The following is a 23,475-nucleotide window of genomic DNA, read 5'->3' as shown; positions in this document are numbered from 1 at the left end:
GGCTGATGGCTGAGATCACCTATGCCGAGTTCGAGCAGGTCGATATCCGCGTCGGCACGATCGTCGAAGCCCGGGTGTTTCCCGAGGCGCGGAAGCCCGCCTATATCCTGCTGATCGATTTCGGGCAGGAGCTCGGGATCAGGAAGAGCTCGGCGCAGATCACCGTGCACTACACGCCGGAAACGCTGGTTGGCCGCCAGGTGATGGCGGTGGTCAATTTCCCGCCCCGCCAGATCGGCCCGGTGCGCAGCGAGGTGCTGACGCTGGGCTACGAGGACGCAGGTGGTGCTATCGTCCTCGCCGCCGTCGAGCGTGGCGTGCCCAACGGCAAGAAGCTGATGTAGGATGATCCTCTCCCGCTTGGGGATCGCTGAGATGCCGGTCCGCCCAAGGGAAAGATGAAGGAGGGGATTGAGATGAAACGCATTCTCCCAGCCGTGCTGGCCTTCGGCCTGCTGGGCGCGATGACTGGCCAGACCCTGGCCGAGTCGTGCTTCGACCTCTGGATGGCGCGCAACACCATCTACGACGACAATGGCTACTGCTTCTCGACCGAGCTCGCCCAGGAATATTTCGACAACGACGATTGCTGGACCAGGAAGCCCAAATTCTCCAAGGCCGAGCGGCGCGAGATCGAAGCGATCAAACAAGAAGAAGACGATCGCGGCTGCAAGGTGAACTGACGGCGCCGGTGGTCGCCACGCGGCTGACAGCGCTACCATCCACCCCTGAGTTCGTCCATACCCTCGGCGTGCCAAGGGTTGTAGGGTTGAGTGTTTTGGGAAAGAGCAGAGGAGCTCAGCCATGGCACTCTATCTGACACGCTTCAGCTACACGCCGGAGACTTGGGCGCGACTGACGAAGAATCCGGAAGACCGCCGCGAGGCTGCACGCAAGTACATCGAATCCGTAGGCGGCAAGCTGCACGGCTTCTGGTACGCGTTCGGGGCGCATGATGGGTACAACCTGTGGGAGGCGCCCAATAATATTGCCATGGCCGCCGTGGCTATTGCCATCGGAGGCGGAGGCGCGGTGGCCGAATTCGAGACGACGCCCCTGCTGACGGTGGAGGAGACCCTGGCCGCACTGAGCCGTGCGCAAACTGTCGGCTATCGGCAACCGGGAGCCTAGCAGCGGCGGCTTGCTGGCTTACAGCTCTTCGGTCAGCTTCAGCCGATCCAGCAGCCCGCGATCTTCCGGCTCCACCATGCCGACGAAGAACCGCAGCACGGTGCGCTTGCCTTCGGGGGGCAGGGCGGCGATGGCGGCTTCGATGCGGCTGGTCTGGGTGGCCGAGAGGGTCTCGAACAGGCCGCGGCCTTTCTCGGTGGCATAGAGCAGGCGCTGGCGGCGGTCCGTCTCGCCGGTTTTCTGCTCGACATAGCCATTGTCGACCAGCTGGCGCAGCACGCGGGCGAGGCTCTGCTTGGTGATCTTCAGGATATCGAGCAGGTCGGCAACGGGCATGCCGGGCCTGAGGTTGACGAAATAAAGCACCCGGTGGTGGGCGCGGCCGAAGCCCTGCCGTTCAAGCAGTGCATCAGCATCGCCGACGAAGTCCCGGTAAGCGAAGAAGAACAAGCCCATGACGTCGAGCGGCATGGCAGGCTCGCCGGCCTGCGCCAAATTTATGTCAGCCTTGTTGACATTTATTTTGCCCGATGCCATCATCACCCCATCGAAAACACAGCTCTTTGCCTTATCCCAAAGCCGTTCCGGTTTGCCAATAGCAAGCCGGTGGGGCAGGATCACAGGCAACAACACGGCGGACCCGAAGGGCCGCACCAGACGAGTGGGAGATTGAGATGGCAGGCTTGCCAATGGACCAGCGTGAAGGCTGGATCTGGTTCGATGGTCAGATGGTTCCCTGGAAGGACGCCAAGATCCACGTGCTGACGCACGGGCTGCACTATGCGAGCTCGGTGTTCGAGGGTGAGCGCGCCTATGGCGGCGAGATCTTCAAGTCGCGCCAGCACAGCGAGCGCCTGATCCAGAGCGGCAAGACGCTGGATTTCACCATCCCATATTCGGTCGATGAGATCGAAGCGGCCAAGCGCCTAGTGCTCGAGAAGAACGGCCTCGTCGACGCCTATGTCCGCCCGGTCGCCTGGCGCGGCTCGGAGGAACTGTCGGTTCCCGGCCGCAACAATAAGGTGCACCTCGCCATCGCCGCGTGGGTGTGGCCGAGCTATTTCTCGGTCGAGGAAAAGCTGAAAGGCATCCGCCTGGAGTGGAGCCGCTGGAAGCGCCCGAGCCCGGAAACCATCCCGTCCTCGGCCAAGGCCGCCGGCCTTTACATGATCTGCACGCTCAGCAAAGACGCGGCGATGGCCAATGGCTATGCCGACGCGCTGATGCTCGACTATCGCGGGCTCGTCGCCGAAGCCACCGGCGCCAACGTGTTCTTCGTCAAGGGCGACGAAATCCACACGCCGACCCCGGATTGCTTCCTCAACGGCATCACCCGGCAGACGCTGATCCAGCTGGCGCGCGAGAACGGCTACAAGGTGGTCGAACGCCACATCAAGCCGGAAGAGCTGGCGGATTTCGAGGAATGCTTCCTCACCGGCACGGCGGCGGAAGTGACGCCGGTCAGCGAGATCGGCGAGTACAAGTTCAAGCCAGCCAAGGCCTGCACCACGCTGATCAACGCTTACGCGGAAGCCGTGACCCCGAAGAAGGTCGCAGCCGAGTAAGCTTTTGGTTTGTATCGAAGTTTGAAGGCCCGCTGATTCAGCGGGCCTTTTGTTTTTGCCTCCCCAGGGGGCCCCGGGTCCTTCCCCACCCACCATCGTGGATGGGGCGAATGTGGTGGGTTAGCTCGATCACTCCAGCGATCATCCACCTGTGATCGCTCGGTAGCTCAACTGGTGGTTTGGCTCCATCACACCGCCGGCGGATCGAGGCGCTGGAAGCCGGCCTGCCGGTAATACGGAAAGCGCGGATACGAAGGCGTGACCGCACTCGCCGCGTCGAGCCGGGCGATCTGGCCGGCATCGAGCGACCAGCCGATGGCGCCAAGGTTCTGGCGCAACTGCTCCTCGTTGCGGGCGCCGATGATCACCGAGGACACCGTCGGGCGCTGCAGCAGCCAGTTGAGGGCGATCTGCGGGATGGTCCTGCCGGTCTCCGCAGCGATCTCGTCCAGCACGTCGACGATGGCATAGAGCTTTTCGTCGTCGACCGGCGGGCCGAACTCGGCGGTGTTGTGCAGTCGGCTGCCTTCGGGCAGGGGCTGGCCGCGGCGAAGCTTTCCCGTGAGCCGGCCCCAGCCGAGCGGGCTCCAGACCAGCGCGCCGACGCCCTGGTCGAGCCCGAGCGGCATCAGCTCCCATTCGTAATCGCGGCCGAGCAGCGAGTAGTAGACCTGGTGCGCCACGTAGCGAGACCAGCCGTGCCGGTGCGAGAGATCGAGCGATTTCATCAGCTGCCAGCCGGCGAAGTTGGAAACGCCGATATAGCGGAGCTTGCCGGCGCGGACGAGGTCATCGAGCGTGCCAAGGGTTTCCGCCACCGGCGTCGCGGCGTCGAAGGCGTGCAGCTGCAACAGATCGATATAGTCGGTGCCGAGGCGGGTGAGCGCGGCGTCGACGCTCCCGATCAGCCGGGCACGAGAGGTGCCGGCTTCGGTCGGGCCATCGCCCATCGGCAGGCCGGTCTTGGTGGAGATCAGCGCCTGGTGCCGGCGGCCCTTGAGGGCGGCGCCCAGCACCCGTTCGGAAGCACCGTCGGAATAGACGTCGGCGGTGTCGAACAGGGTGACGCCGGCCTCGAGGCAGATATCGACGAGGCGCCGGGCTTCGGCTTCGTCGGAGGTGCCCCAGTGGCTGAACAGCGGGCCGGAGCCGCCAAAGGTGCCGGCGCCGAAGCTGAGGGCAGGGACCTTCAGGCCCGAGGCCCCGAGAGTGCGGTAATCCATGATATCGACTTTCAGTTGGAGGGGACGAGTGGGGCGTGGCGGCGGAGCAGCAGGCTGACGAGCAGCAGCACGAGCGCGAGCAGCGGCAGCACGGCGCCGACCAGTGGCAGGGCGGTGAGCCCAAGCCCCTGTTCGAGGGCGACGCCGCCGAGCCAGGCGCCGAGCGCATTGCCGAGGTTGAAGGCGGCGATGTTGAGCGAGGAGGCGAGACTGGTGCCGGCCCCGCCGGCCTTTTCCAGCACCCAGAGCTGCAGCGGCGCCACGGTGGCGAAGCCGGCCGCACCGAGGGGGCCAACGGCGATGACAGCAGTGATGGGGTTAGGCAGGGCGAAGCTCATCGCCAGCATGACGATGCCGAGGGCGGCGAGGGTGCAGAGGACGCTCCAGAGCAGGTTCTGGTCGGCGAGCTTGCCACCGAGGAGATTGCCGACGACGAGGCCGCCGCCGAACACCAGGAGGATCGGCGAGACCATGGCTTCGGGGAAACCGCTGACCTCGGTGAGGGCGGGCGCGATATAGGTGAAGACGGTGAACACGCCGCCAAAGCCGAGCACGGTGAGGAGGAGGCCGAACAGCACCGGCCCGCGCAGCATGGCGCGAAGGTCGGCCCGCCAGTCGGCGGCCTCGGGCGCGGCCTGGTCCCTGGGGACGAGGGCGGTGATCACCAACATGGCGACGATGCCGATGGCGGCGACGGCCCAGAAGGTGGTGCGCCACGAGGTCAGCTGGCCGAGCCAGGTGCCGAACGGCACGCCGAGGATATTGGCGACGGTGAGGCCTGTGAACATTACCGCGATGGCGGAAGCCCGGCGATCCGGCGCAACGAGGCTGGTGGCGACCACCGAGCCGACGCCGAAGAAAGTGCCGTGGGCGAGCGAGGTGAGGACCCGCGCCGCCATCAGCATCTCGTAGCTCGGCGCGATGGCGCAGGCGATGTTGCCGAGGGTGAAGATCGCCATCAGCACCAGCAAAGTGGTCTTCTTGGGCCAGCGGGCGGTGAGCGAGGTGAGGAGCGGGGCGCCGACGACGACGCCGAGGGCATAGCCGGAGATCAACAGGCCCGCCATGGCGACGCTGACGCCGAGATCGGCGCCGACTTCGAGCAGGAGGCCCATGATGACGAATTCGGTGACGCCGATGCCGAAGGCACCGGCGGTGAGCGCATAGAGAGCGAGTGGCATGATACACCCCAGGAAACTGGTCAGGGCGCAGAAATGGACCTCGCGGGCTCGATGAACTAGACTGCCTCAGGGAACAGCTTTTATGAGTTGAGTTCACATGTCGCGCAATGAGGTGAACCGCTTCGGCGAGATGGACGTGTTCGTGCGGGTGGTCGATATGGGCGGCTTCTCGGCGGCGGCGCGGACGCTGCGGATGACGCCGTCGGCGGTGAGCAAGCTGATGGCACGGCTCGAGACGCGGCTCGGCACGCGGCTGCTCAGCCGCTCGACCCGCACGCTGCAGCTGACGCCGGAGGGCACGGCGTTCTACGAGTCGAGCCTCCGGATTCTCGCCGATCTCGAGGAGGCGGAGCGCGGCGCCGGGGCGACCGAGCAGCCGGCCGGGCGGATCCGGCTCAATACCAGCGCCTCGTATGGGACCCATATCCTGACGCCGTTGCTGCCGGAGTTCCTGGCGCTTTACCCCGGTATCAGCCTCAACGTGGTGCAGACCGATGCGATCGTCGATCTCTATGCCGAGCGCACCGATGTGGCGGTGCGGGCCGGGCCGCTGAAGAGCTCGAGTCTGATGGCGCGAAAACTCGGGGCGACGCGGATGATGATCGTCGCATCACCGGCCTATCTGGCGCGCCACGGCACGCCGGCGAGCGCCGCCGAGCTCGAAGCGCATAACCGGCTGAACTTCTGCTACCGGCGGACGGTCGAGGGCTGGCCGCTCAAGGAGGGCAACAAGCTGGTTTCGGTGCCGGTGGCGGGGAACCTGCAGGCGAGCGATGGCGAGGCGTTGCGGCAGCTGGCGGTGGCCGGCGTCGGCATCACCCGGCTCGCCGCCTTCACGGTGCGCGACGACCTCGCCGCCGGGCGGCTGGTGCCGGTGCTGGAGGCGCAGAACCCCGGCGATCTCGAGGATTTCCACGCCGTGTTCAGCGGGCAGGGCGGGTACCTACCGGCGCGCGTGCGGGTGCTGCTGGATTTCTTGGCGGAGCGGGGGCGGGTGGGGTGAGGGGGCGTGCGCGCAGGGCGCCACCTCGCGTGCCGCCCCACCCCCTCCCAGCCTCCCCCATCAAGGGGGAGGTGCCGTCCAGTGTGTGTGGCGCGATCTGGTCCAATCCACCGACCCACCTCTCCCTTGATGGGGGAGGCAAGCGCAGCTTGTGAGCGCAAGCGAACTAGCGAAGCTCGGAGGGGGTGGTGCCACCCCCTCGATCTTAATGGGGAGGGGGCGGGGTTGAGGGCAGCCCGCACCGGCGGTGGAAGTCGTCAGCCCCGCCGCATCTCGTGCCGCCGCCGGTGCAGCTCATGCATCCGGTCCTGCAGCGCCGGATCCGGGCCGTCGATCGGCAACCCCGGCGCGATGGCCGAGATCGGCAGTCCGTTGACCGGCGAGGGGCCATCGCCCATGGCGGTCCGCCACTCGGTCAGTTGCGCCGACGAGACGGCGTAGACGATGCGGCCGAGCCCAACCCAGGCATGGGCTGCGGCGCACATCGGGCAGTGCTCGCCGGAGGTATAGACGGTGGCGACGGCGCGCTCGGCGGCGCTCATGTTGGCCGCTGCCCATTTGGCGATATCGATCTCGGGATGCCGCGTCGCATCGCCGGTGGACTCCCAGTTGTGCTCCTCGAACAGCACTTCGCCGGAGGCCGAGACGAGGATTGAGCCGAACGGATCATTGTTGGTGCTGAGCGCGGTTTCCGCCAGCTCAGCGCAGCGCAGCAGATGCTTGTGGTCGGTCTCGTTCATCGTCAGCTCCAGGTGGCGAGGCGGGCAGTTTCGAAGGTCAGTGCATCAAGCAGGACGGCCCGGGCTTCCGGCGTCGAGGGCTGCTCATTGCCGTTGAAGACGTGGCCATGCTCGCTCATCAGGTCGAGCAGGAAGAGCGCCACATAGAGGCTGAAGATGTGGTCGTTGCGGTGGCCTGCCGCATCCATCCAGTAGTCGACATAGTGTTTGGGGCCCCGCATCGAGGTGAGTGCTGCAAGGGTGAGCGCCGGGGCGTAGCGCGGGTCGCCGAAGCAGAGATCATCGACATCGACGATGCCGGAGAAACCGCCTTCGGGGCTGACGATGACGTTGCGGGTGGTGGTATCGTGGAGGAACGGCGTTGCCGGAATCGTATCGAGTTCGGCCCGATGCCGCTCGATCGCCGCGCCGACCGGGGCGAGCACCGCCGGGTCGAACAAGGCCGCGGCGGTGAGGCGCTGCACCGAGCGGGCGAAGTTCGAGTCGAGCTCCTTCGACCAGCGGTCGTGCGGCGCGGTTTCGGGCGTCGCTGCATAGCCGTAGCGATTGCCAGGAGGGGACTTTGCCGCGGCGGTTTGCGCGGCGGCGACGTTCTCGGCAATGGCGCGCAGTTGCGGGTCGGTGAGCTCGGTCACGACATTGCCGAGATCGGTGCCCGGCAGCCGCTCGATCAGCATGTAGGGAAAGCCATCGATGCTGCCATGGGCGATAACCCCGGGCAGCGGTACGCCGAGCGCGTGGAGCTCTGCCATCAGGCGGGCGCCCTCGGCGAGACCCGCGGCGCGATAGGGGTGGCCGAGGCGCGCCACCACCGATTCACGCCCTGGAGATGAGACGTCGAAGACGTAATGCGCGGCGCCGGTGGCGAAGCGCTCGACGTGCTCAGGCGACCAGCCGAGCAGCTCGTTGACGATGCGAGCCGCGAGGGCGGCGAAATCCGGTTCGGCGCTCATCGCCCGTCCGGATAGACCGCCGGGCCCTTGAGTTCGAGTTTGTTGCCCCAGGGATCGAGCACATAGAACGAGTTGCCCATGCCGCGAGCCCCGCCATGCAGGGCTTCGCGCTCGATGCGCACCTCATGCGCCGCGAGGTGGGCGCGCATGGCGCCTTCATCGAAGGGCGAGAGCGCAATGCAGACATGGTCGACATTGCGGCCGCCCTTCCCCGGCGGAATGGCGGAGGCGGCTCCGGGATGGGTGATGTCCCAGAGGACGATCAGGGCGGCGCCGCACCAGACCTGCTCCATGCCGAGCGCCGGATACGAATAGCCCGGCTGGCAGCCGAGCACGTCGGCGTACCATCTGGTGGCTTTCTCGAGGTCGTCGACGAGGAAGACGACGTGGTCGATGCCCACGAGCGAGAAGGGTGGGCGGGTGTCGGTCATCATTTGTTCCATTTGGCGCGGGCGTCGTCGTCTTCGGGCTTGGCCTCGACCCAGCGCTCGCCTTCGGGCGTCGCTTCCTTCTTCCAGAACGGGGCGTCGGTCTTCAGATAATCCATCAGGAAGGAGGCGCCGTCGAAGGCGGCCTGCCGGTGCGGGGCCAGCGTCATCACCTGGACGATGGGCTCGCCCACGGCGAGCTGGCCATAGCGGTGGATGACCGACGCCTTGATGAGGCCGAAGCGCACCACCGCCTCGGCGATGGCCTTGCCGATCTGGGCTTCCGCCAGTTCGGGGTAGCTCTCGAGCGTCAGCGTGCTGACCGGATCATCGGGGCGCGAGCGGACGAGGCCGGTAAAGGTGACCGCAGCGCCGGCGCCGGCCGAGGCGGCAAGGAAGGCATTGGCCTCGGCGCCCGGATCGAAGGGCGCCTGCTGCAGGCGGACCGACACGGGTCAGCCGCCGGTCATCGGCGGAAACAGGGCGATGACCTTGGCATTGCCGATCGGGGTCGAGTGCGGCACGATTTCGGTATCGAGCGCCGCCTTGATCAGGCTGGGCTTTTGCATCGCCAGATCAGCGGCTTCGTCGCGATCCCTCAGCCACTGAATCAGGTCGCCGACGGTGATCACCTCGGCCGGCGGGGTAACGTCTTCCTCACCGCGGTTGAGGCGCTCGCGCAGCCAGGCGAAATAGCGGATCTTCATAGTTCAGGTCCCGACAGATGCGGCCAAGTGGAGCGCAGGTATTCCCAGCCGGTCCAGACGGTGAGCCCGCCGGCGATCCACAGGACCACGTGGCTGATGAAGCCGAGGCCGAGCAGCATCGGGGCGGCGATGATCAGGCCGAGCGCGACGAGTTGTGCAGTGGTTTTCCACTTGGCGAGGAAGGTGACGGGCACGCTGATCGAGCGGTTGCCGAGATATTCGCGGAGGCCCGAAACGAAGATCTCGCGCAGCATGATCGCGATGGCCGGGATCAGGTCCCAGCCGTTGAGATCGCGGGTCCAGGCGAAGGTGATGAGCAGCGCGCCGACCAAGAGCTTATCGGCGATCGGATCGAGCATCTTGCCGAGCGCCGAGTTGAGGTTCATCCGGCGGGCGAGGAAACCGTCGAGCCAGTCGGAAACGGCGGCGGCGATGTAGAGCAGCAGCGCGATCCAGCGCAGCCACTCCCAGCCGGCAACGAGGAACAGGCAGATCACCGGAATCGCGAGGATGCGGCCGATGGTCAGCTGGTTGGGAAGCGTCATCAGTTGCGGCGGAATTTGCATGCCGCGAGAAGACGCTATCGCCGTGGCGCGGTCAAGGCAGGGTGGGGCGGCAGGGTTGCGGGAAGGTTGAACTCGGGACCCGCAGTCGGCGACCCTCTCCCGTTTACGGGGGAGGGGGGACCACGCGAAAGCGTGGTGGGAGGGGGGTGCCCCACGCACTGATCGTAAGCGGACTGGGCGGAGGCCAGAGTTTGTGGCACCCCCCTCCCACCAGCCTTTCGGCTGGTCCCCCTCCCCCGCAAGCGGGAGAGGGTCGCCGACTGCCGGCTTCGGTGGCGTCTGCTACGCCACCAACTGCCCCGTCACCCGGCGCCGCTCTTCCACGGCCTCGGCCAGCTTTTCCAGCACCTCGACGGTCGAGTCCCAGTCGATGCAGCCGTCGGTGATCGACTGGCCGTAGACCAGCTCCTTGCCCGGTACGAGGTCCTGGCGGCCGGCGACGAGGTTGGATTCGGCCATGACGCCGATGATCCGCTTGTCGCCGGCGGCGATCTGCGCGCCGACTTCGGCCAGCACCATGGGCTGGTTTTCCGGCTTCTTCGACGAATTGGCGTGGCTGGCGTCGATCATCACCGCCGGGCGGATGCCGGACTTTTCGGCTTCCTTGCAGGAGGCATCGACGCTGAGCGCATCGTAGTTGGTCGCCTTGCTGCCGCCGCGCAGGATGATGTGGCAGTCGTCATTGCCGGTCGTGGCCGCGATGGCGGAGTGGCCGGACTTGGTCACGGCCAGGAAATGGTGCGGCTGGCTGGCGGATTTCACCGCGTCCAGCGCGATGCGGACATTGCCGTCGGTGCCGTTCTTGAAGCCGACCGGGCAGCTCAGCCCCGAGGCGAGCTCGCGGTGCACCTGGCTCTCGGTGGTGCGCGCGCCGATCGCGCCCCACGAGATCAGATCTGCAAAAAACTGCGGGGTGGTCATGTCGAGGAATTCGGAGCCGGCGGGCAGGCCGAGATTGTTGATCTCGAGCAGCAGCGAACGGGCGAGCCGCAGCCCGTTATCGATATCGAAGCTGCCATCGAGATTGGGGTCGTTGATCAGGCCCTTCCAGCCGACGGTGGTGCGGGGCTTTTCGAAATAGACTCGCATGACGATCTCGAGGCTGCCGCCCAGGCGCTCACGGAGCGGGGCGAGGCGGCGGGCATAGTCGAGCGCCGCCTTGGGATCGTGGATCGAGCAGGGACCGACGACGACGGCGAGCCGATCGTCCGTGCCATGGAGGATGTTGTGCAGCGCGTGGCGTGAGCTGATCACTGTGCGGGTCGCCGCGTCGGTGCGCGGGAACTCGCGGATCACCTCTTCGGGGGTTCGGAGTTCGCGGATCTGTTTGATACGCAGGTCGTCGGTGGATTTCAGCATGTCGTCGGCTCCTCGGGGTTCTCGGCACCGGCGACAAAAAAGCCGCCAGGTGATCTGGCGGCTTTTTGGGAAATCTCGGTTTGGTGTTTTACGTCAAACGCGCCCCTTCGGCTGCCAGCGGCTTCCGGTGGTAAAATACCAATACGAATAGGCGGCGCGAAGGTTCATGGGCGGGTTTGTAGCCGAGCTTTACTGACTTGTCACGGGGCTCAGTTCATCCGTTCGTCGAATACTACTGCTCGCCGCCATCCCTGGCGGCCGCCGTCTTGATGGCGGCGAAGACGCGCAGCGCCGCCTCGAAGTCGGCGGGGTCGAGCGCGCCGAGCACCTGGCGGCGGAGCGCCATCACGTCCTCGTTGACCTCGGCGACGACCTCGCGTCCTCGGTCGGTGAGGGAGACGGCGTTGGCGCGGCGGTCGGTGGGGTCGGGCTCGCGGGTGACGAGGCCGGAAGCCTGCAGCTCATCGATCAGCCGGACCAGCGAGGCGCCTTCGATGCCGATGGCGTCGGCGAGGGCGTTCTGGCGCACATTCTCGCCGAGACGGTCGATCCAGATCAGCGGCGCCGAGGCAGCCTCGGACACGCCATGCTTGGCAGCGACGGCCCGCGCCATCTTGCGCCACAGCCGCCCGGTGAGCAGCAGGTCCCGGGTGAGATCGCGCATCAGGTGTGCTGGATCGCTTGTTACCATTAGCTAGTATCCTAATTATGCGGAGCTAGATTGGATAGCTCCGATATCGGCATCCGCCTTGCGGGCGTTCGCAAGCGAACAACCACAAATGGGTGGTGGTGGGCAACACCAGGCTGGGGATGCTGGGTACGATCAATGCTTCGATCGGGCTTGGCCCGGCGCTTTAGCACCCAGCGAAAGCTGGAACCCATTTCGCAGCCCGCGCCAGGGGAGAGTTGGGTCCCAGCTTTCGCTGGGATGACATCGAGTTTGGGGTAACTACAGTGCGTCAGCTCGATGAATGGCGGCGCTTATCAAGCGGCCGATGGCCGTTGATCTCCCACGTCACAACCCGCATAAGCCGCGGACGATGACCACCCCCGTCAGGAAGAAACCGGACAATCGCGCGGCGCTGCCTTTGGTGGCGCCGTTCGTCATCGTCTATGCAGCCTTGTTCCTCTATCCGACGCTGCAGATGCTGGCGATGAGCCTGACCGATGGGCAGCTGATCCTGCCAGGCGAATGGGGGGGCTCAGCAACTACCTGAAGCTGTTCCGCGACTGGCGCTTCGGCAACTCGGTCGCCAACACCGCCTATTTCGTGGCGCTGACGGTGGTGCCGGGAACGCTGCTGGGGCTCGGCTTCGCCATGCTGGTGGTGCGGCTCAAGGGGGTCTGGCAGGCAGTGGTGATGGCGGTGTTCTTCCTGCCCTACATTCTGCCTGTCACCACGGTGACCTCGATCTGGACCTGGTTCGTCTATGGGCCGGGGCAGCTGGTGCTGCCGGATCGGGTCCTCGGCCGGCCGCCATTCGTCTTGCCGATCGCCGCGACCATCACCGTGTGGTGGACGGTCGGCTTCAACGTGCTGCTGTTCATGGCGGGGCTGAAGAACATTCCGGCTGAGCTCTATGAGGCAGCCAAGCTCGATGGGGCAGGGCGGTGGATGCAGTTCCGCAGTATCACCTGGCCGCTGATCTGGCCGGTGACGGCTTTGGTGCTGACCATCCAGCTGATCATGCAGATCAAGGTATTCGACCAGGTGTACCTGCTGGTGCAGGGTGGCCGGGTCGATGCTTCGATGGTGCTGGTGCAGTACATCTACACGCTGGCCTTTCAGCGCAACCAGGGCGGCTATGCCGCGACCGTGGCCGTGGCGCTGTTCGTCATCGTCGCCGCGGTGTCGGTGCTGCAGTTCCAGCTGCTGCGAGCGCGTAAATGATCCGCCGGTTGAACCTTGCCGGGTTGGTGCTGGCGCTGCTGACGGTTGCTGCAGCGGTGGCCTGGGCGTTTCCGCTGGTCTGGGCGATCCTGACGACGGTGGCGCCAGAGGCGGATGGGGCGCCGCTCGATGGGCTGGTGGTCTATGCCAAGGCGCTGTTCGGCACGCCGATCGGGCTCTGGTACCTCAACTCGCTGGTGACCTCCGGCACGGTGACCGTGGTGGTGATCGCCATCAGCGCCGCCGCCGGCTACGCCATCTCGCAGCTCGAGTTCTGGGGCCGCAAGGCGCTGTGGTACCTGATCCTCGCGAGCTTCATGATCCCGGTACAGGCGCTGATCGTGAACCACTTCCTGCTGATGAACAGCTGGAAGCTGGTCAACACCTGGGCCGGGGTGATCCTGCCGCAGCTGATCGCGCCCATCGCGGTGATCGTCTACAAGCAGTTCTTCGACAGCGTTCCCAAAGAACTGAACGAGGCGGCCAAGGTCGACGGCGCCAGCCATGCGCGCGTGCTGTGGAGCATCTACCTGCCGGTGAACTGGGGGGTGACGGCGGCGCTGGCGATCATCGTCTTCATCGGCGCCTGGAACGCCTTCCTGTGGCCGTTCCTGGTGGTGACGAAAGAGCCGCTGATGAATGTCACGGTGGCGATCGGCCTGGTCGAGCAATATCTCGATGTCGGCGGGCTGGCCGCGGCGCTGCTGGCCGGCTTGCCGGTGGCTTTGGTCTACCTGGTGTTCCAGAAGAAGGTGACCGAGGCGATCATGCTGTCGAGCGGCATCAAGGGCTAGCCACGGATCTGCCACAGGGTTGCCGCCGGGCGGCTCGTCATATGAATGCATTATGAACGAAAACGCATGGCTTGGCGGTCGCGCTCCCCTCAACCCCCTGCAATCCTGAACGCAAACTTAACTCTGGTTCGCACGGCATGCACAGGGTGCATAGCTCGGGTGCGTAATACCCTACTGGTTGGGTCGGGTTGGTGGGCCTATATCAGCATCACCAAACAGAAGGGGAAACCAAATGAACATCCGTCAGAAGCTCTCGCAGTTCGCCGCCTACAACCGCACCGTCCGTGAGCTCTCGCAGCTGAGCAACACCCAGCTTCGCGACCTCGGCATCACCCGCGACGACATCAAGTCGGTCGCCCGTACTGCGGTCAACTAAGCAGCTTTCTCAGCGATGAGATGAACGAAGGCGCCCAGTGGGCGCCTTTTGTTTTTGGGGGGTGTGGAAGTTGCTTGTATCGCGCCCGCCAGCTTCGCCTCTCTTGCGATTTCTAGGACTTAGCAAACGCTAAGCCCAAGAAGTCGCTTTCTCCCCCGCATGGGGGGAGATGATCGGTGGTCTCCACTTGCATCGAAGCATCAGTCGGGACTCTCCCCCTTGGCGGGGGAGAAAGCGAAAACTTGGGCTTAGCGCAGCTAAGTCCTTAGTTTTCGCCAGAGAGGGGGCCGTGGGGAGCTACCGTGCCCGCAAAATCCCCCCTCTTGCGATTTCTAAGACTTGGCGAAGGGCCAAGCCTAAGAAATCGCTTTCTCCCCCGCATGGGGGGAGATGGGGCCGGTGCCCGTGGGCAGACCAAAGAACAGCAGGCCCGGTTCATTGAGCGGCAACTGCGCCACGACCTGCCCGTGCGGGTCGAGCACGGCGGTCGGGCCCCAGGCGACGCGGCCGTCGCGTTCGCCGGTGACGTCGGACGACATCAGCCACAGGCCGGTCTCGCGGCAGCGCTCGCCGCGGATGGCGTTGTGCTGGTGCTTGAAGGTCTCCGCCGTCTCGCGCCGCAGCATGTTGTTGGCGACGCAGAGCAGCAGCGAAGCGCCGGTATCGGCGACCTTCTGCGCGGCCTCGGGGAAGTTGGTGTCGTAGCAGGTGTTGATGCCGAAGCGCAGGCCGTCGACCTCGAAGCTGGGGCTCTCCGTTCCCGCGGTGAAGGCCCGTTCGGCGCCCAGCAGGTGGGCCTTGCGGTAGCGACCGATGAACTGGCCGTGCTGCACCACGATGGCGGTGTTGAACAGCTGCCCGTCATCCAGCTCCAGCATGCCGATGACCAGCATGGGCCCACTACGGGGAAGCTCGGCGACTACGGACTGGAAGGCGCTGGAGCCGAGATCGAGCGCCTGGCGCCGCGCTGAGGCTTCGTCGACCAGGTAGCCCTGCAGAAAGCCCTCGGGAAAGCACAGCAGTGCCGCGCCCGCGGCCTCGGCCCGGGCCGCAAGCTCGGCCACACAGCGCAAAGCAGCGCCGATGTCCTCGCGATACTCGACGGTCTGGGCGGCGGCGATCCTGACGCTGCGCACGCGCCGATCAGCCGGGGCCGTTGAAGTGGTCGTAGATCTGCTGCGCCAGCTGGGTGGAGACGCCAGGCACGGCGATGAGGTCGGCGAGGGCGGCGCGGCCGACGGCCTTGGCGGAACCGAAGCGCTGCAGCAGGGCGCGCTTGCGCGTCGGCCCGATGCCTTCGATCTCGTCGAGCGGGTTCCGGATCACGTCCTTCTTGCGCTTGGCGCGATGCGTGCCGATGGCGAAGCGGTGGGCTTCGTCGCGCAGGCGCTGGACGTAATAGAGCACCGGATCGCGGTGCGGCAGCATGAAGGCGTCGCGGCCTTCCATGAAGAATTTTTCGCGGCCGGCATCGCGCTCCTCGCCCTTGGCGATGCCGATGAAGGTCACCTCCTTCTGCAGGTTCAGTTCGGCGATAACCTGGCGCACCGCATTGAGCTGGCCGGCGCCGCCGTCGATGAAGACGACGTCCGGCCAATCCGGCATGCCGGTGTTCTCGTCTTCGGCTTCCGGTTCGCTCTCGTTGGCGAGGCGGGTGAAGCGGCGGGTCAGCACTTCGCGCATCATGCCGAAATCGTCGCCCGGGGTGATGTCGGTCGAGCGGATGTTGAAGGTGCGGTAGTACTTCTTGTTCAGCCCCTCTTCGCCGGCGACGATCATGGCGCCGACGGCGTTGGTGCCGGAAATGTGCGAGTTGTCGTAGACCTCGATGCGGCGCGGCGGCTCGTCGAGGCCGAACAGCGTAGCGACGCCCTCGAGCAAAGTCTTCTGCGTCGCGCCTTCGGCCAGCTGGCGGCCGAGCGCCTCGCGGGCATTGTTGAGCGCGTGCTGGACCAGGTCCTTCTTTTCGCCGCGCTGCGGCGTCTGGATCGAGACCTTTGAGCCGGCGCGGGCCGACAGAGCCTCCTCCATCAGCTCCTTCTCGCTGAGCTCATGCGAGAGCAGGATCTGCTTGGGCGGGGTGCGATCCTCATAGAACTGGCCGATAAAGGCCTCGAGCACTTCGGCATCGGAGAGCGAAGCGTCGGCGCGCGGCCGGAAGGCGTGGTTGCCCCAGTTCTGGTAGGCGCGGAAGAAGAACACCTGGACGCAGAACTGCCCGGCCTCGTGGCCGATGGCGAAGACGTCGGCTTCCTCGACCGATTTCGAGGCAACGTCGCCCTGCGACTGCACCAGCGCGAGGGCCGAGAGGCGATCGCGCAGCAGGGCGGCACGCTCGAAATCGAGGTTCTCGGCGGCGACGTTCATATCGGCGGCGAGGTGGTCCTGTACCGACTTGGACTTGCCGGAGAGGAACTGCCGGGCTTCCTCGACCAGCTCGTTATAGTCGGCCATCGAGATTTCGCCGGTGCAGGGGGCCGAGCAGCGCTTGATCTGGTGCAGCATGCAGGGCCGGGTGCGGGCCTTGTAAAAGCTGTCCGAGCAAGTACGAAGCAGGAAGGCGCGCTGCAGCGCGGTGATGGTGCGCTTGACCGCCAAAGCCGAGGCGAAGGGGCCGAAATAGTGGCCCTTGATGCGGCGCGAGCCGCGGTGCTTTTTGAGCTCGGCGGCTTCGTGCTCGGTGGCGATCAGGATGTAGGGGAAGCTCTTGTCGTCGCGCAGCAGCACGTTGAAGCGCGGCTTCAGGCGCTTGATCAGGTTGGCTTCGAGCAGCAGCGCTTCGGCTTCCGTCTCGGTGCGCACGAACTCCATGTTGCGCGTCGCTTCGATCATCCGCCGGATGCGGATATCGAGGCCTTCGGGGCGAGTATAGTTGGTGACGCGCGCCTTGAGGTTGCGCGCCTTGCCGACATAGACGACCTCGCCGGCCTCGTCGAACATCCGGTAGACGCCGGGTGAGGGGGGCAGGGTCTTGACGAAGGTCTTGATGACCTCGGCGCCGGAGATTGGCGGGCTTGGCGTGGTTGGCAAGGGAGGCGTCTCGGTCATTTGCGCCTCGGGGTGGGGCCGCGGCGGGCCGGCCATTCGATATGCTCGCCGCCATCGAGGACGATCATCTGGCCGGTCATCGCATCGAGGCCAAGGATTGCGGCGACGCCATCGGCGATCCCATCGGGCCCGGCGGCGCGGCCGAGCGGCAGTTCGGTGAGGCGGCGAAGGTGGGCCTCGGGCGAGACATGCGGCGGCGGCACGGTGGGGCCGGGGCCGATGGCGTTGACCCGGATGCGCGGCGCCAGCGACTGGGCCAGGGTGCGGGTCATGGTCCAGAGCACGGCTTTGCTCAGGGTGTAGCTGAAATAGGCCGGCGACAGGTCGAGGACGCGCTCGTCGATGATGTTGATGATGTTGCCGGTTTTGCCCTCGGGCAGCTGGGCGGCGAAATCGCGCGACAGGAAGGCGGGGGCCTCGGCGTGGACGGCAAAGTGGGCGTCCCACAGGCTCTCATCGAGATCGGCGATGGAGTCGCGCTCGAAGCTCGAAGCGTTGTTGACGAGGAGGGTGAGGGGGCCGAAGGGCTTCGCCGCCTCGGCGATGAGGCGGGCGCGCTGGCCGCGGTCGGCAAGATCGGCGCCGATGGTCGCGGCCTTGCCGCCACCGGCGCGGATGTCGGCCGCACGGATTTCGGTCGCCACAGCCTCGGCCTTTTCGGCTGACGAACGATAGTGGATCACCACCGCCCAGCCGTCGCCGGCCAGCCGGCGCGCGATAGCGGCGCCGACGCGGTCGGCGGCTCCGGTGACAAGGGCGACACGGCTGGAATCGGCCGGGATGTGTGCGGGTGCGGATGTCATGAGTCGAGCCGGAAGATAGGGCTTCGCGCGCGCCGCTTCAATTGACGGCTGTGTGGTTGGGGCGCGCCAAGTTGTCGGCCGGCGAGGGGCAGCCGTGAGGCACGTATCGCAAGCAGAGCTGGCGGCAACAATTGCCGGTCCACCCGGATTTCCCCCGCTGCTTCAAGTACGTGCAAGCTTGTGACTACCGACTCTCTGCAATCAGGCGTAACGTCGCACTTGCGAGTTGGGGGCCACTCGGCTTCCAAAAGCTGGATCTGAGGAGCGTCCAATGGAAGCAATTATTCCGATTCTCGTTCAACTGATTGGCGGCGGCGTTGGGGGCAACGGTATTGCGGCCGTGCTCAAGCAGGTCAATCTCGGGCCGGTGGGCAACACCATCGCCGGTGCGATCGGCGGCTGGCTCGGCACCTGGCTGGCCGGCATGATCCCGGGGCTTTCCGGCCTGGTCGGCACCGCGGCGGCGGCAGCCGGCACGGGCGGCATGGATATCGGCGCGCTGGCCGGGCAGGGCCTGACCGGCCTCGTCGGCGGTGGCCTGCTGACCACCATTGCCGGGCTGATCAAGAACGCCACGATGAAGAGCAGCTGAGCGCTGGCGCCATCCACATCGATCGCGCTTTCAGACCCTGAGAGCGTTCTAGTTCCCGTTACTTGCCCCGGGCAGTGTGCCCGGGGCGTTTGACTATCCAGAGTATGTCCATGACTGAGCCCCATGCCGGGCAACCCCGCCGCCGGGCCGACAATATCGCGCTCGGCATCGGCCTCACCCTTCTGGCCATCGTCATCTTCGGTATCCAGGACGCGGTTTCCAAGTCGCTGGTGCAGACGCATTCGCCGTTCCAGCTCGCCATGCTGCGGTTCTGGGCCTTCGCGGCGTTTTCGCTGGTGCTGGTGAGCCGGCAGGGCCCGCTCAGAGAGGCGTTCCGCTCAAAATATCCCTGGCTGCAATGGCTCAGGGCGATCCTCCTGGTGGTCGATATCTGGTTCTTCGCCATGGCGCTGAAGACCGTGCCGCTGGCCGAACTGCAGGCGGTGGTGCTGGTCTATCCGCTGATGGCGACGCTGGTGGCGATCCCGATCCTCGGCGAAAAGGTCGGGCTGTTCCGGCTGGTGGCGGTGTTCATCGGTTTCTGCGGGGCGCTGGTGATCGTTCGACCGGGCGGCTTGCCGATCGATGGCGGGGTGATCTTCGCCATCCTCTCGGCGGCGAGCTATGCCGTCTACATCGCGCTGACCCGCAAGGTGTCGAGCGCCGACACCACGGCGACCAGCATGGTCTATGTCGGCGTGGTCGGGCTGCTGCTGACCACCGCGGTGGGCGTGTTCTTCTGGCAGCCGATGGACCTCGCCGCCATGCTGCAGATGGGGCTGGTGATGGTCACGTCGACGGCGGCGCATGGGCTGATGATGGTGGCGCTGTCGCGAGCCCCGGCCAGCACGCTGCAGCCGTTCAACTATTTCGCGCTGCCCTGGGGCATTTTCCTCAGCTACCAGGTGTTCGGACACCTGATCGATCCGGTAGCGCTGATCGGCGGCGGCATCATTGTCGGCGCCGGGTTGGTGGTGATGGCGCGCGAGCGGCATCTGAGCCGGGTCGGGCGGCGGGGTGAGATGACCGCGGCAGAGGAAGAGACACTGCCGCATTGAGGGATCGGCAGTGGTCATCGGATGCAGTTAAGCGCGTGGCCCCACCCCCTCCCATCCTCCCCCATCAAGGGGGAGGTGCCGTTCGGTGCTTGGGGCAAGGGAGTGCCAAAGCTCAGGACCCCACCTCCGCCTTGATGGGGGAAGCAAGCGAAGCTTGGGAGCGTAGCGACCTAGCGCAGCTCGGAGGGGGTGGGGCCACACGCCCCAGCCCTTGAATCCCCACCCCCTCAGGGACATCTGATGCACAATGGGCGCTGACGCCTCGCGGAAGGGGATTGGCCGATGGTTGTGCTGCTGGAAGTCGTGCTGGTGCTGGGGCTGATCGGCATTGTCGGCAGCTATTTCTTCCGCGGGCGGCGCGATGCCGAGCGGCAGGACGTGATCGAGCGGCGCGTCGAGGCCTATATGCAGACGATCCGGCGCGAAGGCGGCAGCTCGGAGCTGGCGGCGATGGGCGATCTCGAGCTCAGGGACCTGCTGCTGTCGAGCGCCCGCAACCTAAGGGTGCAGGCTGAGCGCAAGTGGTACATCCTGCTCGGCGGCGGGGCGGCCGCGGTGCTGGCGGCGATCGCCATCGGCACCGAAGAGGGGACGCGCGGCTTCGGTATCGTGCTGCTGGTGGCGGCGCTGGCGCTCTACGGCATCAACGAATTCATGGGCCGCCGCATGCGCGAGCCGCTCGTGGCGCGCGGCATCGACGTCGAGCGGCTGCGGGTGGAGTAAGGCGGAGACCGCCGGCGGTGCCACCGCGCCCCCTCGCCCCTCTGGGGAGAGGGCGGGGGTGAGGGGCGCCAAGCGCGCGGGACCCACGGCCTGGGGTGGCCTACCGCGCAGGTGATAACTGCTCATGTGGTGTGCTTGGCTGCCCCTCACCCTGACCCTCTCCCCAGAGGGGCGAGGGGACGATAGGGGCGCCAACTGTGCAGATCTCGGAGAGGGGCAGTGAACAGCCCTACAGCCGCCGCATCTTGCCGACCATGAAGACCACGGCGCCGGCGATCACCAGCACGATCGGCGCCAGCACCATGATCGACAGGATCGTGCCGTCGATGTGGATGCTGCCGTTCTTCTGCAGTTCCGTCAGCCCGAAGCGTTCGATGAAGAAGATGCCCAGGCCCACGCTGGCGAGGGTGGAGGCGAGCTTCACGTAAGGCTTCATCTGCGGCGTGGACATCGGGCACCGGGCGCTGTGTGGTTCGGACTAAATAGGCCGCGTCACAGCGCCCGGCAAGCGGGTCAGTTGCTGAAGCAGAACGACACGTTGGGCCGGCCGAAGCAGGCCTGGCTGCGATAGAACGGATAGATCGGGCGAGCGCGGTAGCGCGGGCGCTCCAGATAGAAGCCGTCATCGTAGTCGTCGTAATAGTCGTCGTCGTAATAATCGCGATCGCGGTAGCGATCCGCATTGAGGTAATTGGCGTTCACCCAGCCATCCGGGCCGCGCTGCTCGATGAGGCACCACGCGCCCTTGCAATAGTCGATCTCGACCCGCTGGCCCGGGCGCAGCACGCCGACGACCGCATAGCCGGTCCCGGCGCCGGCGCGGACGTTGACGGTCGAGGATGCATAGGCGGTGGCGGCGCTGGCCGCGCTGGCGCCGGCGGCGAGCGCGAACAGCGCGCTGGCAAGGCCGATGGCGATGGGACGGAGGGGCATGACGGGTCCTTTCGGGAGGTAACGTGATCTCGATATCCCCAAACGCCGCCAACCTGCTCCGGGTTTCCTGAACCGAAAATGAACAGTTGCGCCCTTGGGTTGCCTCACTCAGTTGCGGGGGCAGACCTGCGCATAGCGGCCGTGGATGCAGATGATGTCGCCGTAGAAATCATACTCACGGTACCGTTGGTGCGGCCGCTCGAGGAACGTGTAGTTGTCATAGTAGCGCTCGCCGCCATAGTAGCCGCCAGCATAGCTGCCGCTGTCGTGCTCGACCTCTGCGACGAAGCCATGCCGGGCGTAATGACGCGGCGTGGTGAGGTAGTTCGCATCGACCCAGCCATCCGGGCCGGATTGGCGGACGAGGCACCACGGACCGCGGCAATGATCGATGCGGACCCGCTCGCCGGGCGCGAGCACGGCGATAACCGGATGGCTGCCACCCGGGCCGGCGCGGACATTGACGACGGCCGACGCCACGGCGCCGCCGGCGCTGGCCGGTGCTATGCCGAGGCCGAGGCCGGCAAGGGTGGCAAGGACTGAGAGGGCGACGCGAACTGGTGACATGCGGGACTCCTTTTGGAGGGGAGTAACTTGGAAGGGAGTAACGCGCGAGGGGCCCGAAACGCTGCGTTGCCGGAGTGGAGAGGTGTTAACCGCTGGTAAACGAAAGCGCCCCCGGGGGGGAGGTCCCGGGAGCGCTTTGCGGTCGGCTGAGCTGACAGCCGATGGGGTAGGGGTTTCGCCTAGCGGCGAAGCCGCCCGAGGGAGCGTTTCGCCTAACGGCGAAGCCGCCCGGTTAGTAGCTGGTGCCGAGGCAGAACTGGGCGTTCTTGCCGTCGACGCAGAAGCTGCTGCCGAAGCCGTAACCGTAGCCGGGCTTGACCGGGTAGACCGGGCCGTCATCGTAATAGTCGAAATCGAGCACGCCGGCCTTCACCCAGCCATCCGGGCCGGGGATCTGCAGCTTGTACCAGTTCTTCCACTGGCCGATGACCTTCACCTTGTCGCCTTCGTAGACGGTGTTGATCGGCTGCGAGCCGTTCTGGTGGTTCTTGCGGACGTTGGCGTCCTGGTCGACATAGGCCCAGGTGGCGGCCATGGAGGCGCCGGCAGTGGCGAGGACGATGGCGGTGGCCAGAGCCGCGGTCTTGATGCTGGTGATGAACATGATGGGATCCTTGGTTGGAGTCGTTGAAGTCGCTAGTGGCATCGCTGCCTTGTCATGAGGTGTAACAGGCCCAACCTGAACGCAGCCTGAAACCCCGGCAGTCCGAAACCCCCGGAAAACAAAGCGCCTCCGGGGGGAGGTCCCGGAGGCGCGGTAGAGATCAACCCGAATGGGGTTGAAGCACGCAGGCTGGAGCTCAGTAACCGCCGCTCAGGCAGAACGAGGCGTTCTGGCCGTTGATGCAGAACGAGCCGCCATAGCCATAGCCGTAGCCGGGGAACGGATACTGCTGGGCGAAATCGAGCACGTTGCCCTTCACCCAGCCATCCTGGCCCGGGATCTGCAGCTTGTACCAGTTGTTCCACTGGCCAACGATCTTCACCTTCTGGCCGGCCTGGACCCAGTTGACGTTCTGCGAGGCCTGCTGGTGAAACTTCTTCACCTTGGTGTTGTTCTCAACCCAGGCGTACTGGGCGGCCATCGAAACGCCAGCAGTGGCGATAACGACGAGAGTGGCGAGAGCGGCGGTTTTCAGAGTGCGGAAAGACATCTTCGGTTTCCTTCGTTTCGTGGGTTGGCGTTACTGCCTTGACCGTGAAGTTAGAAGGATGTGCCTGAACCGAAGCTGAAACCCTTGTACATGTAGAATGATTTCGCGCCTTGCGCGGAATCTGTTCATCATTGTGGCGGCAAAGGTGGCGCCTGAGGCGGCGGCGCCTACCAGCAGAAGATGCTGTTGTCGTCGTCGTCGCAGGTATCGATCGGATCGAGCGGATCGAAGCCTTCGAACTTGTAGGGCGTGACCTCGAGCTTGGCGCCGGAACCGACGAGGTAGGAGCCGCGCACCCAGCCGGCCGGCTCGCCATCCCTGCCGAGGAACAGGCACCAGTTGAAGTCCCTGGTGCAGCGCTGCAACTGCACCTGGCTACCCTTGGGCAGCGTGCCGATGGTGCGGTAGCCGGCGCCCGGCCCGCTGCGCACCGGAATATCGGCCGAAGCGCGCGCCGTGCCGCGCGACGCGGCTTCGGCCGGCAGCGCCGCAAGGCTGGCGACTACGAGGCTGAGGGCGAGAAGGGCGATACGCATCGGGAGACTCCGGCTGTTGTTGTTCTTGTTGGCGAGCAGCAACGCCGGAAAGCGGGCGAAATCGGGGCATCCGTTTTGGGGCGCGGTTCTGCGCAGTTGCCAGGGCAAGGGATGCCACGGCTCGGACTTTGAAAGTCCGGAGGG

General features: G+C 65.8%; 30 protein-coding genes and 1 pseudogene. 11 read left to right on the top strand and 20 right to left on the bottom strand.

Annotated features, from left to right (window positions below; translation table 11 throughout):
- Positions 1 to 2 precede the first annotated feature (2 nt).
- From ACSQ23_RS17915 to ACSQ23_RS17905, 3 genes are all read left to right on the top strand, one after another.
- The gene (locus ACSQ23_RS17915; protein ID WP_156387342.1) at positions 3 to 344 is read left to right on the top strand and encodes a tRNA-binding protein; all 342 of its coding nucleotides are present in this window, start codon (positions 3 to 5) and stop codon (positions 342 to 344) included.
- 72 nt (positions 345 to 416) lie between these two features.
- Complete coding sequence (locus ACSQ23_RS17910) at positions 417 to 683, top strand: YARHG domain-containing protein (protein WP_162247970.1); 267 nt, start codon at positions 417 to 419, stop codon at positions 681 to 683.
- A 121-nt stretch (positions 684 to 804) separates the two neighbouring features.
- On the top strand, positions 805 to 1,131 hold the full coding sequence (locus ACSQ23_RS17905; RefSeq protein WP_055880711.1) for a GYD domain-containing protein: 327 nt from the start codon (positions 805 to 807) through the stop codon (positions 1,129 to 1,131).
- 18 nt (positions 1,132 to 1,149) lie between these two features.
- Here the strand turns inward: ACSQ23_RS17905 and ACSQ23_RS17900 are convergent, their stop codons facing one another.
- Positions 1,150 to 1,602 (bottom strand): MarR family winged helix-turn-helix transcriptional regulator, encoded by a 453-nt coding sequence (locus ACSQ23_RS17900; protein ID WP_055881282.1) that lies wholly within the window; start codon positions 1,600 to 1,602, stop codon positions 1,150 to 1,152.
- 203 nt (positions 1,603 to 1,805) lie between these two features.
- Between ACSQ23_RS17900 and ACSQ23_RS17895 the strand changes: the two genes are divergently transcribed.
- Positions 1,806 to 2,696 carry a branched-chain amino acid aminotransferase gene (locus ACSQ23_RS17895; protein ID WP_055880708.1) on the top strand — a complete coding sequence of 297 codons (891 nt, stop codon included), beginning with the start codon at positions 1,806 to 1,808 and terminating at the stop codon, positions 2,694 to 2,696.
- A gap of 188 nt (positions 2,697 to 2,884) precedes the next feature.
- On the opposite strand, the gene ACSQ23_RS17890 is transcribed toward ACSQ23_RS17895, so the two are convergent.
- Together ACSQ23_RS17890 and ACSQ23_RS17885 are read right to left on the bottom strand one after the other, a co-directional pair.
- The gene (locus ACSQ23_RS17890) at positions 2,885 to 3,919 is read right to left on the bottom strand and encodes an aldo/keto reductase (protein WP_056001160.1); all 1,035 of its coding nucleotides are present in this window, start codon (positions 3,917 to 3,919) and stop codon (positions 2,885 to 2,887) included.
- An 11-nt stretch (positions 3,920 to 3,930) separates the two neighbouring features.
- Positions 3,931 to 5,100, bottom strand: a complete 1,170-nt coding sequence (locus tag ACSQ23_RS17885) for an MFS transporter (protein ID WP_436091413.1) — start codon at positions 5,098 to 5,100, stop codon at positions 3,931 to 3,933.
- Between the two features lie 97 nt (positions 5,101 to 5,197).
- On the opposite strand from ACSQ23_RS17885, the gene ACSQ23_RS17880 reads away from it, so the two are divergent.
- Positions 5,198 to 6,103: a LysR substrate-binding domain-containing protein gene (locus ACSQ23_RS17880; protein WP_436091412.1), complete on the top strand. Its 906-nt coding sequence runs from the start codon at positions 5,198 to 5,200 to the stop codon at positions 6,101 to 6,103.
- Positions 6,104 to 6,360: 257 nt separating this feature from the next.
- Here the strand turns inward: ACSQ23_RS17880 and ACSQ23_RS17875 are convergent, their stop codons facing one another.
- From ACSQ23_RS17875 to ACSQ23_RS17840, 8 genes are all read right to left on the bottom strand, one after another.
- Entirely contained in the window at positions 6,361 to 6,843 is a 483-nt protein-coding gene (locus ACSQ23_RS17875; RefSeq protein ID WP_436091411.1) for a nucleoside deaminase, read from the bottom strand.
- Between the two features lie 2 nt (positions 6,844 to 6,845).
- A complete protein-coding gene (locus ACSQ23_RS17870) occupies positions 6,846 to 7,796 on the bottom strand; it encodes a phosphotransferase family protein (protein ID WP_436091410.1) in 951 nt (316 codons plus the stop codon).
- Positions 7,793 to 8,227: a VOC family protein gene (locus ACSQ23_RS17865; RefSeq protein WP_436091409.1), complete on the bottom strand. Its 435-nt coding sequence runs from the start codon at positions 8,225 to 8,227 to the stop codon at positions 7,793 to 7,795. Before ACSQ23_RS17865 ends, ACSQ23_RS17870 begins: the two co-directional genes overlap by 4 nt.
- Entirely contained in the window at positions 8,227 to 8,676 is a 450-nt protein-coding gene (locus ACSQ23_RS17860; protein WP_055880689.1) for a molybdenum cofactor biosynthesis protein MoaE, read from the bottom strand. The genes ACSQ23_RS17865 and ACSQ23_RS17860 overlap by 1 nt, the downstream gene beginning before the upstream one ends.
- 3 nt (positions 8,677 to 8,679) lie before the next feature.
- A complete protein-coding gene (locus ACSQ23_RS17855; RefSeq protein WP_055880686.1) occupies positions 8,680 to 8,931 on the bottom strand; it encodes a MoaD/ThiS family protein in 252 nt (83 codons plus the stop codon).
- The gene (pgsA, locus tag ACSQ23_RS17850) at positions 8,928 to 9,476 is read right to left on the bottom strand and encodes a CDP-diacylglycerol--glycerol-3-phosphate 3-phosphatidyltransferase (RefSeq protein ID WP_055881279.1); all 549 of its coding nucleotides are present in this window, start codon (positions 9,474 to 9,476) and stop codon (positions 8,928 to 8,930) included. The genes ACSQ23_RS17855 and pgsA overlap by 4 nt, the downstream gene beginning before the upstream one ends.
- 303 nt (positions 9,477 to 9,779) lie before the next feature.
- Complete coding sequence (locus ACSQ23_RS17845; RefSeq protein ID WP_436091408.1) at positions 9,780 to 10,856, bottom strand: 3-deoxy-7-phosphoheptulonate synthase; 1,077 nt, start codon at positions 10,854 to 10,856, stop codon at positions 9,780 to 9,782.
- A gap of 232 nt (positions 10,857 to 11,088) precedes the next feature.
- Positions 11,089 to 11,520: a MarR family winged helix-turn-helix transcriptional regulator gene (locus ACSQ23_RS17840; protein WP_244488506.1), complete on the bottom strand. Its 432-nt coding sequence runs from the start codon at positions 11,518 to 11,520 to the stop codon at positions 11,089 to 11,091.
- Positions 11,521 to 11,896: 376 nt separating this feature from the next.
- On the opposite strand from ACSQ23_RS17840, the pseudogene ACSQ23_RS17835 reads away from it, so the two are divergent.
- The 3 genes and pseudogenes from ACSQ23_RS17835 to ACSQ23_RS17825 all read left to right on the top strand — a co-directional run bounded on the left by ACSQ23_RS17835 (position 11,897) and on the right by ACSQ23_RS17825 (position 13,917).
- Positions 11,897 to 12,747, top strand: a pseudogene (locus tag ACSQ23_RS17835) (carbohydrate ABC transporter permease).
- A complete protein-coding gene (locus ACSQ23_RS17830) occupies positions 12,744 to 13,541 on the top strand; it encodes a carbohydrate ABC transporter permease (protein ID WP_436091407.1) in 798 nt (265 codons plus the stop codon). The pseudogene ACSQ23_RS17835 and the gene ACSQ23_RS17830 overlap by 4 nt, the downstream one beginning before the upstream one ends.
- 232 nt (positions 13,542 to 13,773) lie before the next feature.
- Positions 13,774 to 13,917, top strand: a complete 144-nt coding sequence (locus tag ACSQ23_RS17825) for a DUF1127 domain-containing protein (RefSeq protein ID WP_082434123.1) — start codon at positions 13,774 to 13,776, stop codon at positions 13,915 to 13,917.
- Positions 13,918 to 14,273: 356 nt separating this feature from the next.
- Here ACSQ23_RS17825 and ACSQ23_RS17820 read toward each other — a convergent pair whose 3' ends face one another.
- The 3 genes from ACSQ23_RS17820 to ACSQ23_RS17810 are packed head-to-tail and all read right to left on the bottom strand — an operon-like array spanning position 14,274 to position 17,768.
- Complete coding sequence (locus ACSQ23_RS17820) at positions 14,274 to 15,053, bottom strand: carbon-nitrogen hydrolase family protein (protein ID WP_436091406.1); 780 nt, start codon at positions 15,051 to 15,053, stop codon at positions 14,274 to 14,276.
- A 7-nt stretch (positions 15,054 to 15,060) separates the two neighbouring features.
- On the bottom strand, positions 15,061 to 17,001 hold the full coding sequence (gene uvrC, locus ACSQ23_RS17815; RefSeq protein ID WP_436091405.1) for an excinuclease ABC subunit UvrC: 1,941 nt from the start codon (positions 16,999 to 17,001) through the stop codon (positions 15,061 to 15,063).
- Positions 16,962 to 17,768, bottom strand: coding sequence for an SDR family oxidoreductase (locus ACSQ23_RS17810; protein WP_055880672.1), 807 nt, complete (start codon positions 17,766 to 17,768; stop codon positions 16,962 to 16,964). Before ACSQ23_RS17810 ends, uvrC begins: the two co-directional genes overlap by 40 nt.
- A gap of 271 nt (positions 17,769 to 18,039) precedes the next feature.
- On the opposite strand from ACSQ23_RS17810, the gene ACSQ23_RS17805 reads away from it, so the two are divergent.
- The 3 genes from ACSQ23_RS17805 (at position 18,040) to ACSQ23_RS17795 (ending at position 20,141) form a co-directional block, all read left to right on the top strand.
- Entirely contained in the window at positions 18,040 to 18,360 is a 321-nt protein-coding gene (locus tag ACSQ23_RS17805) for a hypothetical protein (protein ID WP_056001124.1), read from the top strand.
- A gap of 110 nt (positions 18,361 to 18,470) precedes the next feature.
- Entirely contained in the window at positions 18,471 to 19,418 is a 948-nt protein-coding gene (locus ACSQ23_RS17800) for a DMT family transporter (RefSeq protein ID WP_436091404.1), read from the top strand.
- Positions 19,419 to 19,700: 282 nt separating this feature from the next.
- The gene (locus tag ACSQ23_RS17795; RefSeq protein ID WP_436091403.1) at positions 19,701 to 20,141 is read left to right on the top strand and encodes a hypothetical protein; all 441 of its coding nucleotides are present in this window, start codon (positions 19,701 to 19,703) and stop codon (positions 20,139 to 20,141) included.
- 229 nt (positions 20,142 to 20,370) lie between these two features.
- On the opposite strand, the gene ACSQ23_RS17790 is transcribed toward ACSQ23_RS17795, so the two are convergent.
- From ACSQ23_RS17790 to ACSQ23_RS17765, 6 genes are all read right to left on the bottom strand, one after another.
- Positions 20,371 to 20,592, bottom strand: coding sequence for a hypothetical protein (locus ACSQ23_RS17790; RefSeq protein ID WP_055880664.1), 222 nt, complete (start codon positions 20,590 to 20,592; stop codon positions 20,371 to 20,373).
- A 62-nt stretch (positions 20,593 to 20,654) separates the two neighbouring features.
- Complete coding sequence (locus ACSQ23_RS17785) at positions 20,655 to 21,074, bottom strand: SH3 domain-containing protein (protein ID WP_436091402.1); 420 nt, start codon at positions 21,072 to 21,074, stop codon at positions 20,655 to 20,657.
- A 108-nt stretch (positions 21,075 to 21,182) separates the two neighbouring features.
- Positions 21,183 to 21,641, bottom strand: a complete 459-nt coding sequence (locus tag ACSQ23_RS17780) for an SH3 domain-containing protein (protein WP_055880659.1) — start codon at positions 21,639 to 21,641, stop codon at positions 21,183 to 21,185.
- Between the two features lie 232 nt (positions 21,642 to 21,873).
- Complete coding sequence (locus ACSQ23_RS17775) at positions 21,874 to 22,245, bottom strand: SH3 domain-containing protein (protein WP_055880656.1); 372 nt, start codon at positions 22,243 to 22,245, stop codon at positions 21,874 to 21,876.
- A gap of 196 nt (positions 22,246 to 22,441) precedes the next feature.
- Positions 22,442 to 22,795 (bottom strand): SH3 domain-containing protein, encoded by a 354-nt coding sequence (locus ACSQ23_RS17770; protein WP_056001105.1) that lies wholly within the window; start codon positions 22,793 to 22,795, stop codon positions 22,442 to 22,444.
- 167 nt (positions 22,796 to 22,962) lie between these two features.
- Positions 22,963 to 23,331: an SH3 domain-containing protein gene (locus tag ACSQ23_RS17765; protein ID WP_436091401.1), complete on the bottom strand. Its 369-nt coding sequence runs from the start codon at positions 23,329 to 23,331 to the stop codon at positions 22,963 to 22,965.
- Between the last annotated feature and the right edge of the window lie 144 nt (positions 23,332 to 23,475).

Source organism: Devosia sp. LjRoot16 (genome assembly GCF_964252795.1).
Lineage (GTDB): Bacteria > Pseudomonadota > Alphaproteobacteria > Rhizobiales > Devosiaceae > Devosia_A.
This window is presented reverse-complemented; position numbering and strand designations above follow the sequence as displayed.

Excerpts from the sequence above, each read along its gene's own strand:
- ACSQ23_RS17830 (WP_436091407.1), top strand. The coding sequence starts at position 12,744 with ATGATCCGCCGGTTGAACCTTGCCGGGTTGGTGCTGGCGCTGCTGACG.
- ACSQ23_RS17785 (WP_436091402.1), bottom strand. The coding sequence starts at position 21,074 with ATGCCCCTCCGTCCCATCGCCATCGGCCTTGCCAGCGCGCTGTTCGCG.
- ACSQ23_RS17800 (WP_436091404.1), top strand. The coding sequence starts at position 18,471 with ATGACTGAGCCCCATGCCGGGCAACCCCGCCGCCGGGCCGACAATATC.
- ACSQ23_RS17870 (WP_436091410.1), bottom strand. The coding sequence starts at position 7,796 with ATGAGCGCCGAACCGGATTTCGCCGCCCTCGCGGCTCGCATCGTCAAC.
- ACSQ23_RS17770 (WP_056001105.1), bottom strand. The coding sequence starts at position 22,795 with ATGTCTTTCCGCACTCTGAAAACCGCCGCTCTCGCCACTCTCGTCGTT.
- ACSQ23_RS17865 (WP_436091409.1), bottom strand. The coding sequence starts at position 8,227 with ATGACCGACACCCGCCCACCCTTCTCGCTCGTGGGCATCGACCACGTC.
- ACSQ23_RS17890 (WP_056001160.1), bottom strand. The coding sequence starts at position 3,919 with ATGGATTACCGCACTCTCGGGGCCTCGGGCCTGAAGGTCCCTGCCCTC.
- ACSQ23_RS17910 (WP_162247970.1), top strand. The coding sequence starts at position 417 with ATGAAACGCATTCTCCCAGCCGTGCTGGCCTTCGGCCTGCTGGGCGCG.
- ACSQ23_RS17790 (WP_055880664.1), bottom strand. The coding sequence starts at position 20,592 with ATGTCCACGCCGCAGATGAAGCCTTACGTGAAGCTCGCCTCCACCCTC.
- ACSQ23_RS17875 (WP_436091411.1), bottom strand. The coding sequence starts at position 6,843 with ATGAACGAGACCGACCACAAGCATCTGCTGCGCTGCGCTGAGCTGGCG.
- ACSQ23_RS17775 (WP_055880656.1), bottom strand. The coding sequence starts at position 22,245 with ATGTTCATCACCAGCATCAAGACCGCGGCTCTGGCCACCGCCATCGTC.
- ACSQ23_RS17895 (WP_055880708.1), top strand. The coding sequence starts at position 1,806 with ATGGCAGGCTTGCCAATGGACCAGCGTGAAGGCTGGATCTGGTTCGAT.
- ACSQ23_RS17845 (WP_436091408.1), bottom strand. The coding sequence starts at position 10,856 with ATGCTGAAATCCACCGACGACCTGCGTATCAAACAGATCCGCGAACTC.
- ACSQ23_RS17765 (WP_436091401.1), bottom strand. The coding sequence starts at position 23,331 with ATGCGTATCGCCCTTCTCGCCCTCAGCCTCGTAGTCGCCAGCCTTGCG.
- ACSQ23_RS17900 (WP_055881282.1), bottom strand. The coding sequence starts at position 1,602 with ATGCCGCTCGACGTCATGGGCTTGTTCTTCTTCGCTTACCGGGACTTC.
- ACSQ23_RS17825 (WP_082434123.1), top strand. The coding sequence starts at position 13,774 with ATGAACATCCGTCAGAAGCTCTCGCAGTTCGCCGCCTACAACCGCACC.
- ACSQ23_RS17885 (WP_436091413.1), bottom strand. The coding sequence starts at position 5,100 with ATGCCACTCGCTCTCTATGCGCTCACCGCCGGTGCCTTCGGCATCGGC.
- ACSQ23_RS17855 (WP_055880686.1), bottom strand. The coding sequence starts at position 8,931 with ATGAAGATCCGCTATTTCGCCTGGCTGCGCGAGCGCCTCAACCGCGGT.
- ACSQ23_RS17810 (WP_055880672.1), bottom strand. The coding sequence starts at position 17,768 with ATGACATCCGCACCCGCACACATCCCGGCCGATTCCAGCCGTGTCGCC.
- ACSQ23_RS17795 (WP_436091403.1), top strand. The coding sequence starts at position 19,701 with ATGGTTGTGCTGCTGGAAGTCGTGCTGGTGCTGGGGCTGATCGGCATT.
- ACSQ23_RS17840 (WP_244488506.1), bottom strand. The coding sequence starts at position 11,520 with ATGCGCGATCTCACCCGGGACCTGCTGCTCACCGGGCGGCTGTGGCGC.
- ACSQ23_RS17880 (WP_436091412.1), top strand. The coding sequence starts at position 5,198 with ATGTCGCGCAATGAGGTGAACCGCTTCGGCGAGATGGACGTGTTCGTG.
- ACSQ23_RS17805 (WP_056001124.1), top strand. The coding sequence starts at position 18,040 with ATGGAAGCAATTATTCCGATTCTCGTTCAACTGATTGGCGGCGGCGTT.
- ACSQ23_RS17780 (WP_055880659.1), bottom strand. The coding sequence starts at position 21,641 with ATGTCACCAGTTCGCGTCGCCCTCTCAGTCCTTGCCACCCTTGCCGGC.
- pgsA (WP_055881279.1), bottom strand. The coding sequence starts at position 9,476 with ATGACGCTTCCCAACCAGCTGACCATCGGCCGCATCCTCGCGATTCCG.
- uvrC (WP_436091405.1), bottom strand. The coding sequence starts at position 17,001 with ATGGCCGGCCCGCCGCGGCCCCACCCCGAGGCGCAAATGACCGAGACG.
- ACSQ23_RS17905 (WP_055880711.1), top strand. The coding sequence starts at position 805 with ATGGCACTCTATCTGACACGCTTCAGCTACACGCCGGAGACTTGGGCG.